Raw genomic sequence first — 11,232 nt, forward strand, 5'->3', positions numbered from 1 at the left:
GAGAGGGTTCACGAGCAAAAAAGCAAAAAAGATAAAGGAACGTGGAGTTATGAGGGGCGAGGGAAATCGGAAAGGAACAGTCGCGGGAGCGGCGTTTTTTCTTTTTGCGGCGATTCTCCTTGCTGTGGTCTGTGTTTTGCTGGGCAGCGTACAAAAGGAAACGCTTCCCAGCGTGCTCGTCCTGCCGGACGAAGAAGAAAGCTACCTGCCCATTCTCACGGCGGAGCGGGGAGGAAAGGTGCTGCTGGTCTGCTCCGGGAGAGAAGATACCCTGCTGCTTCGATTGGACAGAGCAGGTCAGGTGGAGCTGAAAAAGAAGCTGCCGGTCTTTTCCTCCTGGGCGGCGGTGCGGGTGTCTTCCCTGCTTGTCCGGGAAGACACCGGCAACAGCACGGCTCTGACCGCTTATAACACGGAAAATTTCATGGAAGTTTCCTGCTTGCCGCTGCCCTGCCGCTCCGATGAAATGATTCAGTTCGATTGCGACCCTGATGGAAACATTTATTATTCCCGCGCTCAAACGCCCGCGATTTTACACGCGCTTCCTTCCGCCGGAGGGGAACGGCAGCGGGAGTTCCCCGGCTCTGTGGATTTTTTGGAAACCGCTGAAGACGGCAGCCTGCTTGTGTTTGCGGGCGGAAAGCTGTTTTTCGGGGAAGGGGAAGATTTTCAGGAAATTTCCTGCCTTTCTCCGCCCTGGAAGAGGTTGTCCAGCACGATGGTCCTGGACCGGGACGGCGTGGTTTCCGATCTGCGGGAGGAAGAGGAAAACTACCTGCTCTTCCCGCGGTTTCGCTGTTCGGAATATATCTACGATACTTTTTCTTTTTGCCTTGACGGCGAAAATTATCTGATTTTGTCGAATACCGCCGGTACAGTGACCCGCTACAGTGCCGATGGCACAGCCAGAGATACCTGCCATCTTCCTCATACCGCTTTAGGCGTGTGTCCGGCAGGGGCGGTTTTCCGGGAAAAGGACGGACTGCATTTCAGCGCCTTTGCTTTTTCGCCGGAAATCAGCACGCCCGAACCCTCCCCGCCCTCCGAACCTGTGCCCGAGGAGCCGCCGCTCAAGATGGAGGGCAGCTATCTGCTGCTGTCCGCCGGAACCACCGTGCCGGAGCTGCGGGAACTGTTCCGCCCGGAATCCGTGGAAGTCTTTGATCTTTCCGGCAGACCCCTGTACCGCGGCAGTTTGGTAACGGGAATGACAGTGGAGGGCTGGACGGTGGTCGTCCTGGGGGACTGCAACGGCACGGGCACGGTAAACAGCGCCGACCTGCGGGTGGCAATGACCATGCTCCTTGCCGATACCCCGGTGGACGATCCCAGCTCCCGCGCTGCCGATCTGAACCATAACGGTGAGCTGGACACGGAAGACCTTGTGCTGATGAACCAGCTGGCATATCACGGCAAACTTGACCGATAACAGAAAAAGCACCTGCTCCTGGGAAGCTTCCCCAGAGCAGGTGCGCTTTTACAGCCTCACATAGATGTTGTAGTGTAGCAGCCAGTAATTGATCTGGAGCAGGTACGCCAAAAGCTGGGGTCCTGCCATGAGCTGACCGAACCAGGGCTTGCCGTAGTCGAAGCTTTCCGTCAGCAGGGAACGGGCGGCTTCCTCGGACAGCAGCTTGTGAATGGGCTGGGAGCTGTCCCGGAGCACGTAACCCAGCCGGCGCTTCAGATCCTGCTCATAGGCGGGGTCGTAGGTTTTGGGATAGGGGCTTTTCCGGCGCTCCAGCACATCTTCCGGCAGCAGCCCCCGGGCGGCGTCCCGCAGGAGTCCCTTTGTCCTGCCCCCGGGGCACTTAAATTCCCAGGGGGTGTTGAACACGTACTGCGCCAGCCGGTGGTCGGCATAGGGCACGCGGACCTCCAGCCCGCTCCACATGCTGCACCTGTCTTTTCGGTCCAGCAGGGTGGACATGAACCATTTGATGTTCAAATAGGATATCTGCCGCATTCTAAGCTGTTCCGGGGTTTCATTGCCCAGCACGGGCACGGCGTCCAGCGTTTCCTGCAATCTTGAGTTTACATAATTCTCCAATCCGATGGCTTCCAGCACTTCGGGCTTCAACAGGGAGGAGCGGGTATCCAGATTGTTGGACCAGGGGAAGTGCGCGCCGTCAAACATTTCCCGGCGGTGGAACCAGGGGTAGCCGCCAAAAATCTCATCGGCGCATTCGCCGCACAGCGCCACCACATGGCGCTTTTTTACCTGCCTGCAGAAATACAGCAGGGAGCCGTCAATGTCGGACATTCCCGGCAGATCCTTGGCAATGACCCCCTCAAACAGGGAATCCTCCAGATGCTCCTTTTCGCAGAGCAGAGTGGTGTGCCGGGTGCGGAGAGCGGAGCTGACCTTCAGCGCCCAGCTTTCGTCCCGGTCCGGCTGGAAGGAGGAGGGGCGGAAATTTTCCTCGTTGCCCTCAAATTCAAAGGAATAGGTGGAAAGCTTCTCGCCCCGGCTTTCCAGCACCTGCGCGGCAATGGCGGTCACCACGCTGGAATCCAGCCCGCCGGACAGGAAAGTGCACAGGGGCACGTCGGAGATCATCTGCCGCTCCACCGTGTCCAGCAGCAGCTCCCGCACCTGCCGTACCGTAGTGTCGTAATCGTCCTCGTGGGGGGCGGCCTGCAGGTCAAAATAGCGCCTGTCCCGGAAGCCTTCCCGGTCAAAAACAGCCGTGTGACCGGGCTTCAGCTCGGAAATGCCCTCAAACACGCCGCAGCCCGGGGTCCTGGCAGGACCCAGCCCGAAAATCTCGCAAATTCCATTTTTATCCAGCACCGGGTTGACCCCCGGGAACTCGAACAGCGCCTTGATCTCCGAGGCAAACGCCAGCCGGTCGCCCTGTAGGGTATAGAACAGAGGCTTCACGCCGAAACGGTCCCGGCAGAGAAAGGTGCGCTGCCGCGGCACATCGTCCACGGCAAAGGCGAAAATGCCGTTGAGCTTTTCGGCGCAGTCCTCCCCAAAGCACAGGTATGCGTTCAGCACCACCTCGGTGTCGCAATTGGTCTCGAACACATAGCCCTGTGCTTCCAGCTCGCTGCGAAGCTCCGGGGCATTGTATATCTCGCCGTTGTAGGCGATGGTGAACTCCGCTCCGTCCCGCCGGACAGTCATGGGCTGGGCGCCGTTTTCCGGGTCGATAATGGCAAGCCGGGCGTGCCCCAAAGCGCAGTGCGCCGAAACATGGGCGCCGCTGTCGTCGGGACCGCGGTGGGAAATGCGCCGCGCCATTCGCCGGGCAAGGGCGATCCATAAGTATTTTTCATCTGTCAGGCTGTCACTGTAATCGCTGAAACCAGCGAAACCACACATAGCAAAACCCCCTTCGCCTTTATTCTATGCAGAACGCGGGAAATGTTGCAGCGGCGCGGGCAATATGCTATACTGGTGCCCGGGAAATTTTTGATATGTCATGGAGAGGAAAAAATGAAATGTTGAGAATAGAAAAGGTGACGGCAAACAATGTGTGGGAAATTTTGAAGCTGCGGGTAGGGGAAGGGCAGAAAAGCTTTGTGGCAGGCAATGACGTCAGTATCATTGAAGCGTATACGACCATTACGGGCGGCGGGTACGCCTTTCCCTTCGGCGTGTATGACGGCGACACCCCGGTAGGATTTTTCATGGTGGGCTTCGACACGGACGAATACTGGGAAAATCCCCCGGAGATCGCGAAAAATAATTACAACCTGTGGCGGCTGATGATAGACGAGCGTTACCAGAACAGGGGCTACGGGAAAGAAACCATGGGGCTGGCGCTGGACTTTATCAGGACGCAGCCCTGCGGCAAAGCGGAATACTGCTGGCTTTCCTATGAGCCGGAAAACGAGGTCGCCCGCAGATTGTACTATTCTTTCGGCTTCCGGGAAACCGGGGACATGGACGAAGAGGAAGTCATTGCGGCGTTAAAGCTGTAGAGAAAAAATAGTCGCGCCGGATCATCGGATACCTGGCGCGATCGTGGTCAGGCTGCGCAAGCCTGCGGGGGAGCCGGCGGCGCCTGAGCGTTTGATTTTCAGCGTTCCCAATGGCAGCGCGCCGGAAAGTCCCCTGATTTTTTCAGGCAAGGGCTTGACAAACGGGGAAAGAAGAAGTAATATGGCATTGAAAGATACCGTCAGTCGGTATGAAAAGGAACAGAAGAAGAAAACTGATTTTTGCCTATTTTTTCACTTATCTTCGCTTATCTTAAAATATAGAGGAGGGCTTTCCCGTGGCTCGGAATAAGTACCCGGAAGAGACTGTGCGGAAAATTCTGGAAGTTTCCCGGCGGCTGTTTTTGGAAAAGGGATACGAAAAAACGTCGATACAGGATATTGTGAACGCGCTGGGAATGTCCAAGGGCGCGATCTATCACCATTTTCCCTCGAAAGAAGCGCTGCTGGTGGCAGTGGTGGACAGCTTCTATTCTCAGGAGGACTGGTTCAAAGCTATTGCTCAGGACCCCTCAAAGAATGGGCTGGAAAAGCTGCGGGAGGTATTCCTTCATGAGGTCGCCAGCGAGGAAAAGCTGCAAATGGATAACCTGTATTTCGCCCGGCAGACCGACCCGGAATTTTTTCTGAAAAATTTGCAGTTGAATGTAAATTCGGCGGCGGTGGATATTTCCCGGCTGATCGAGGAGGGGAACCGGGACGGCTCGCTGCGGGTGGACCACCCGCTGGAAACGGCGGAAATGATGATGGTGCTGTTCAACGTGTGGCTGTCGCTGTTCGCGGAGAGCCGGGAAAAATTTATTCGCATGGTAGAGGTGACCGGGCAAAGCTTTGCGGCAATGGGTATCCCGCTGTTCAACGAGGAGCTGACTGTCCGAATGCTTGCCTATTATGACGCCGTGCTGAAGCACAGCGAAATTTTTGAGAAAGAAGCGCCGTAAATTTTAGATTTTCCCGATTGCTTTTCCGCTGGCGCAGGGCAAAAGCATTCCGGCTTTCGCCACAAATATAGATGGTGAGCGCGAGCCCCAGGAAAGAAAACGGAAAAATGCGGGGTTCGCGGCTTGCCTACCGCAGGCGCGGATTTCGCCATAAAGCAGAAGGTTTAGCGCGAGCCACTCAGAGAAAGCAAAGAAAAACCTGCGGTTCGCGACTCGCCCGCCGCTAGGTGAAAATGATCGTAAACGATCATCACAGAGAACCCCTGAGGGCAGCGTTTCTCCAAAGGGCAAAAACCTGTGGTCGGGTGAAGTGGAGTCCTTCTATGCGGAGCCGCTTCACGATGGAACATACTGCCGGAAAAGTGTTCCCGTGAAAAGTCAGGATTTCTCTGGCTTTTTCTTTCCAGAATATACATACCGACAGCCGGTATGTATTATAGAACGGCAAAGGGAAGTTTCTTTCCAAACAAAAGAACGACCGTGAAAGCCTGCTTCCTAACTAAAAAACAATTACAGAAAACCTGTTGGCTAGCCGAAAAGCGCTGTAAAGACCAACTTTCTGCCTGAAAATCGGGCAATCACGGGGGCGCTTTTCCGGCAAGGGGCGGCAATTTTCAAAACGCTTAGCAAAGATTCCACGCCACGCGGCGTGCCAGCAAAAGCTTCATTTTACTGTTAAGGAGATGTTATGTGATGGAACAGAGCACAGAGAAGCGGGGCAGCCTCAGGGGGCTGTTCCAGCGGGATTTTACCCTGATGGTGGTCGGGCAGGTCATTTCCCTGTTTGGCAACGGCATTTTGCGGTTCGCCCTATCCATGGCGGTGCTGGATATGACAGGCTCGCCGGCGCAGTTCGCCGGGATTTCCGCCCTGTCCATGGCGCCCACGGTGCTGCTGTCGCCCTTTGGGGGGCTGCTGGCGGACAGGGTCAGCCGGAAAGGGATCATGGCTGCGCTGGACTTCCTTACGTCCGGGCTGCTGCTGGTCTTCTTTCTGGCTTTCCAGGTATATTCAGAAGTGCTTCTCATCGGCGGCGTGATGATGGCGCTGGCGGTGATCCAGTCCTTTTATTCCCCGGCGGTGAATTCCAGCATTCCCCTGCTGGCGGAGGAAGAACATCTGGCGGCGGCAAACGGGGTCGTTACCCAGGGCAGCGCCTTGGCGAACCTGTTCGGACCTGTGCTGGGCGGTCTGCTGTACGGGCTGTTTGGGCTGGGAATGATCCTGCCCGTAAGCATCGTCTGCTTTTTCCTGTCCGCCGTGATGGAATGTTTCCTGCATATCCCCTATGAAAAAAGACCTGCGGAAGGCGGCGTGCTGCGGACGATGAAAGCGGATTTTGGGGCGGCGCTGCAATTTTTGACCGGGGAAAGAAAGGGGCTGCTTCAGGTGCTGCTGGTGGTTGCCGGGCTGAACCTGTTTTTCTCGCCGATGATGAACGTGGGGCTGCCCTGCCTTGTAAAGCTTCGGCTGGGGCTTCCCGATCTGCTGTACGGCGTGGCGGAAGCAGCGCTGAGCGTGGGCATGATCCTGGGCGGAATGCTTTCCGGCGCGGCGTCAAAGCGGGTGAAAACCAGCCAGATGCACCGCTTTTTACTGCTGGTCGGCATAATGACCCTGCCCATGGGGCTGGCGGTAGTTTCGGGCGCCGCGCCGCATTTCTCCTTTGGTGTGCTTCTGGTCAGCGTCGCGGTGCTGATGGGCAGCTGCACCATTTTCAACGTGACGGCGCAGACGCTGCTTCAGAAAATGACCCCGCCGGAGCTGCTGGGCAAGGTGATGGCGGTGACCATGACCGCCGCCATGTGCGCCATGCCCCTGGGACAGGCGCTGTACGGGCTGCTGTTTGACTGGGCGGGGAAGCTTGCCTGTCTGGTGGTCTGGTTCGCCGGGCTCATGTGCGTTTTGCTGGCGCTGCCCATGAAGAAATTTCTGAAAACGCTGGAAGAATAAAAGTTTTTGAGAATTCAGTGAGAAACCGCCCCTGCGAAAGCAGGGGCGGTTTCTCATACAGATAGTTTCTTAAAACTCCCAGTCGGCGAAAAACAGATGGGTGCGCTGATCCGTCCTGCTCTGGTCTTCCGGGGAAAGCCCCTTGTACCACAGCAGCCAGCTCATAATCTGCTCCCGGCTTTCCAGACCGCTGTCCGAGGTATCCGGCTGGTCAAAATAGTGCTGCCACCAGGCGGCAGGAGAGAAAACGTGCTCTTCCACCGCCTTTACCACGCCGGGGTCGATGTCTTTCAGCTTTTCGGGCAGCTCTTTTTCGTCGTAGACCTCCGGCGGGGCGATGGGCAGGGAGCTGACGAGAGCCTGCTCCTCCGGGGAGAGAGCCGCGAAATCCCGGAGCGCGGCAAGTGCCGCCGTCTGCGAGCTTTTGGGGTCATGCTCCGGCAGGGAACAGAATTGGCTCCACCAAAGCTGGGCTTGCCCGCCGGAATAGGTCTCCACCGTTTGCAGCACGGCTTCGTCCTGCTCTGCCATCACCGCCGCCACGTCCGCTTCGGAAAAGCAGCCAAAGCCCCAGGGGCGGTAACCCAGCATTTCCTTGTCTTCATCGCTGCGCGCGGCGTACCAGAGGAGCCAGTCCTGCACCTCGTTCTGCTGTTCCTCCGGCAGGGCGGCGTAGCCCTCCTGCCATCTGTCCGGCGGGGGCATGAACGCCTCCACCAGCGCGTTCCTGTCGGCTTCGGAAAGCCCGGCGGGCGCTTCGGAAGAAACTGCCCGGGACCGCCCCGCCTTACAGCTGCACAGGAAAAGCAAAAGGCAGGCAATGATCCCAATCTGGCACAAATGTTTTTTCATTCGGATTCCCCCTTTATTTTGTCAGGCTTTTCCCATTCTTCATCATGGAAAACCTTCGGACCGACAGGCTCTTCCGGGCGATACGACTTTTCCAGTTTTTCGTCCCGAATGATTCCAACAATTGCCTGAAGCAGAAAAAAGAGAACCAAAGCGATATACAGTGACCAAAAGACTATCATCAAATAGGGCGGGTCGTGGGTTTCCCAGCCCTTTTCCCAAATGTATTGCAACAGGTTCAAAACCCCGACTATCAGGAAGCAGCACATTGACGTGATCCTCCGAAGATGATCGTTGTTCCTGCGAAACCACGCGCGCATGAAATTTACCCCTTCCCATTCTTTGCTTTTTCAGTGCTGTCCCATTCTTCATCATGGAAAACTCTGGTTTCGGCGGGTTTATCTGTCTGCCTGGCTTTTCTGTCCCTTTCGTCCTCAACGATGTTGACGATGGGAGGTATCAGGAAGCAAAGAGTCACGATAAGGTACAGGATATCCCACACCAGCACATAGTCAGGCTGAACATAAACGCCCCAGCAATCCCGAAAATAGTACCACAGACGCACAACGGCATGTATCACGAAAAAGGTGCGCGCCACGATACTCTTGAGGTTTTCGCTGTTCCTGCTGAACCATTTGCGCATGGAAACCGTCTCCCTTTTCCGATAAAAAGCAATAATCTGTTTTAATAGAATTATTATAATACAATCAAAAGAAATTGTCAACAGAAATAAAAAGGGGGTTGGAAGGAAATACAATCTATCCCGGCAAGGCGTTCTTGAAAAAAGATAGATGGAAAAATGGAGCCGCCTATGCTATAATGATCGCAAGCGATCATTATGCGGTTAGGCGCATTCTGCGCCTTATCTACTGGACGCTGGATTCTGGATAGATGCTGGATTCTGGAAAGGACAAAAGCCGCGGTCGGGTGATGTATCTTTGGTTTGCGAAAAGCTGCTTCACGATTGCCCGCCGCAGGCGCTGGAAAGGGCTTTTTTAAGAGAGGGAACAGGAAAACTATGGGAATTTCTGGAAATAACAGCGTTTTGGCGCTGCGCAGACAGGTGATGGAGAAGGATTTCTCCCGCATGAACGACAGGCAGCAGGAGGCGGTGTTCACTACCGAGGGTCCCGTGCTGGTGCTGGCAGGGGCGGGCAGCGGGAAGACCACGGTGCTGGTCAACCGCATCGCCAATCTGATCCGGTACGGCAAGGCGTATGACAGCGATTTTGTCCAGCCGGAGTTTTCCCCGCAGGACGCTGACGATTGCCGGGCATACCTGGCGGGGGAAAAAGAACTTTCCGACGAGGTGCGGGGCAGGCTGTCCGTGTCCGCCTGCGCGCCGTGGAAGGTGCTGGCGATCACCTTTACCAACAAGGCGGCGGGGGAATTGAAGGAGCGCCTTTGCGCCATGCTGGGGGAAGCGGGGAACGACGTGTGGGCTTCCACCTTTCACTCCGGCTGCGCCCGCATTCTCCGGCGGGACGGGGACAGGCTGGGCTTTTCCTCCCATTTCACCATTTACGATACCGACGACAGCCGCCGCCTGATGAAAACGGTGCTGGCAGACCTGGGCATTTCCGAAAAAGCCCTGTCCCCCAAGGCGGTGCTGCATGAGATATCCCGCGCCAAGGACGAGCTGGTTTCCCCCAAGGAATACGAGCAGAACGCCGGGGCGGATTTCCGCTTAAAGCAGATCGCCAGAGCCTATGAGGTCTACCAGCGGCGCATGGAGGAAGCGGACGCCATGGATTTTGACGACCTGATTGTCAACACAGTGCGGCTGTTCCAAAAATGCCCGGACGTGCTGGAAAATTATCAGAACCGCTTCCGCTATATCATGGTGGACGAATACCAGGACACCAACCACGCCCAGTATGAGTTTGTGAACCTTCTGGCGCAGAAAAGCCAGAACCTCTGCGTGGTGGGCGACGACGATCAGAGCATTTACAAGTTCCGCGGCGCGACCATCGAAAACATCATGAACTTTGAGCAGGATTTTCCCGGCGCAAAGGTGGTGCGGCTGGAGCAGAATTACCGCTCCACCCAGAATATCCTGGACGCCGCCAACGCGGTGATCTCCAACAATACCGAGCGGAAGGGAAAGACACTGTGGACGGCGGCAGGACCGGGAAAGCTTTTGAGCCTGCACACGGCGGAGAATGAGATCGACGAAGCCGACCGGGTCGCCCGGACCATTCTGGAAGGGGTGGCGCAGGGCAGGAATTTTTCCGACTACGCCATTTTGTACCGCATGAATTCCCAGTCCGTGACCTTTGAAAGAATGTTTGCCAAGCAGGGCGTGCCTCACCGCATTATCGGCGGCACAAGGTTCTTTGACCGCAAAGAGGTGCGGGACATGATCTCCTACCTCAGCGTCATCAATAACCCCAGCGACGAAATACGCCTGCGGCGGATCGTAAACGTGCCCAAGCGGGGCATTGGCGATAAAACGGTGGACACCGCCGTGCAGATCGGTCAGCAGGTAGGGGAGAGCCTGTTCGAGGTGATCTCCCACCCGGAGGAGTATCCGGCGATTTCCCGGGCGGCGAAGAAGCTGCGGGAATTTTCCGAGATGATGCAGGAATTTATCGACAGGAACCAAAGGGAAGAGCTGCTGCCCAGCGAGCTGTACGGCGAGCTGCTGCTCACCGTAGGGTATCTGGATTTTCTCCGCACGGACGAGCCGGAAAAGGCGGACGAGCGCACGGAGAACGTGCAGGAGCTTTCCAGTATGCTACGGCGGTACGAGGAGGAAGCCGGCGAGGAAGCCAGCTTGTCCGGCTTTTTGGAGGAGGTCTCCCTCTTTACGGATATCGACAATTATGACAGCGGCGCGGATTCTGTGGTGCTGATGACCATGCACTCCGCCAAGGGGCTGGAATTCCCGGTGGTGTTCCTGCCCGGCTGGGAGGAGGGCGTGTTCCCCGGCAGCGCCGTGATCTACGACCCCTCTCAGGTGGAGGAGGAGCGGCGGCTTGCCTATGTCGCCATTACCAGAGCCAGGGAGGAACTGTATTTGTACAACGCGGATTCCCGTATGATCTTCGGTTCTACCAACCGCAACCGCATTTCCCGGTTTGCCGAGGAGATCCCGGAGGAGCTTTTGGAGCGTACCTATTCCAGAGAGTACGGCTACCGCGCAGCGCCGTTTTTGCCCAGCTTCGGCGGTTCTAAATTTTCGGATATGGCAGGCTCTGAGGGGCAGCCCGCTGCAGGGCAGACGGAAAGCTTTTACCGCCCCAGCCCGGTAAAGCCCGCCCCGGCAGGCACTTACCACGCCGGAGACAGCGTGGAGCATAAAACCTTTGGCACGGGGCTGGTGTTAAGCGCAACCCCTATGGCGAACGACACACTGCTGGAGATCGCCTTTGAAAGGGTGGGGACAAAAAAGCTGATGGCGAATTTTGCCCGGCTGACAAAATTGGGCTGAAAAAGAACGTTCGGCAAAGAGCGCCGAACATTCTTTTTCGGCGGCTTGGGGGTACACTGCCACCAAGACGCAGCGAACAAAAAAGATGTTTGATAAAGTGTGCCG

8 protein-coding genes are annotated in these 11,232 nt (G+C 56.4%); 5 read left to right on the top strand and 3 right to left on the bottom strand.

Translation table 11 applies throughout. The features are described 5' to 3' along the window. Positions 1-124 precede the first annotated feature (124 nt). Complete coding sequence (locus tag AB8996_RS09835) at positions 125-1,429, top strand: dockerin type I repeat-containing protein (RefSeq protein WP_369298808.1); 1,305 nt, start codon at positions 125-127, stop codon at positions 1,427-1,429. Between the two features lie 48 nt (positions 1,430-1,477). Here AB8996_RS09835 and asnB read toward each other — a convergent pair whose 3' ends face one another. Continuing rightward, the gene (gene asnB / locus AB8996_RS09840; protein WP_369298809.1) at positions 1,478-3,331 is read right to left on the bottom strand and encodes an asparagine synthase (glutamine-hydrolyzing); all 1,854 of its coding nucleotides are present in this window, start codon (positions 3,329-3,331) and stop codon (positions 1,478-1,480) included. A gap of 119 nt (positions 3,332-3,450) precedes the next feature. Here asnB and AB8996_RS09845 point away from each other — a divergent pair, with 119 nt between their 5' ends. From AB8996_RS09845 to AB8996_RS09855, 3 genes are all read left to right on the top strand, one after another. Beyond that, a complete protein-coding gene (locus tag AB8996_RS09845; RefSeq protein ID WP_369298810.1) occupies positions 3,451-3,933 on the top strand; it encodes a GNAT family N-acetyltransferase in 483 nt (160 codons plus the stop codon). A gap of 296 nt (positions 3,934-4,229) precedes the next feature. Then, positions 4,230-4,892: a TetR/AcrR family transcriptional regulator gene (locus AB8996_RS09850; RefSeq protein ID WP_369298811.1), complete on the top strand. Its 663-nt coding sequence runs from the start codon at positions 4,230-4,232 to the stop codon at positions 4,890-4,892. Between the two features lie 693 nt (positions 4,893-5,585). Then, entirely contained in the window at positions 5,586-6,845 is a 1,260-nt protein-coding gene (locus AB8996_RS09855) for an MFS transporter (RefSeq protein WP_369298812.1), read from the top strand. 69 nt (positions 6,846-6,914) lie between these two features. Here AB8996_RS09855 and AB8996_RS09860 read toward each other — a convergent pair whose 3' ends face one another. Both AB8996_RS09860 and AB8996_RS09865 read right to left on the bottom strand, forming a co-directional pair. Further along, positions 6,915-7,697 (bottom strand): hypothetical protein, encoded by a 783-nt coding sequence (locus tag AB8996_RS09860; protein WP_369298813.1) that lies wholly within the window; start codon positions 7,695-7,697, stop codon positions 6,915-6,917. A gap of 322 nt (positions 7,698-8,019) precedes the next feature. Continuing rightward, entirely contained in the window at positions 8,020-8,337 is a 318-nt protein-coding gene (locus AB8996_RS09865; protein WP_369298814.1) for a hypothetical protein, read from the bottom strand. 375 nt (positions 8,338-8,712) lie between these two features. Between AB8996_RS09865 and AB8996_RS09870 the strand changes: the two genes are divergently transcribed. Continuing rightward, entirely contained in the window at positions 8,713-11,127 is a 2,415-nt protein-coding gene (locus AB8996_RS09870; RefSeq protein WP_369298815.1) for an ATP-dependent helicase, read from the top strand. The last annotated feature ends 105 nt before the right edge of the window (positions 11,128-11,232 follow it).

The sequence above is a fragment of the uncultured Neglectibacter sp. genome (genome assembly GCA_937958185.1).
Lineage (GTDB): Bacteria > Bacillota > Clostridia > Oscillospirales > Acutalibacteraceae > Acutalibacter.

Coding starts and splice junctions, on each gene's coding strand:
- AB8996_RS09860 (WP_369298813.1), bottom strand. CDS start 7,697: ATGAAAAAACATTTGTGCCAGATTGGGATCATTGCCTGCCTTTTGCTT.
- AB8996_RS09865 (WP_369298814.1), bottom strand. CDS start 8,337: ATGCGCAAATGGTTCAGCAGGAACAGCGAAAACCTCAAGAGTATCGTG.
- AB8996_RS09855 (WP_369298812.1), top strand. CDS start 5,586: ATGGAACAGAGCACAGAGAAGCGGGGCAGCCTCAGGGGGCTGTTCCAG.
- AB8996_RS09845 (WP_369298810.1), top strand. CDS start 3,451: ATGTTGAGAATAGAAAAGGTGACGGCAAACAATGTGTGGGAAATTTTG.
- AB8996_RS09870 (WP_369298815.1), top strand. CDS start 8,713: ATGGGAATTTCTGGAAATAACAGCGTTTTGGCGCTGCGCAGACAGGTG.
- asnB (WP_369298809.1), bottom strand. CDS start 3,331: ATGTGTGGTTTCGCTGGTTTCAGCGATTACAGTGACAGCCTGACAGAT.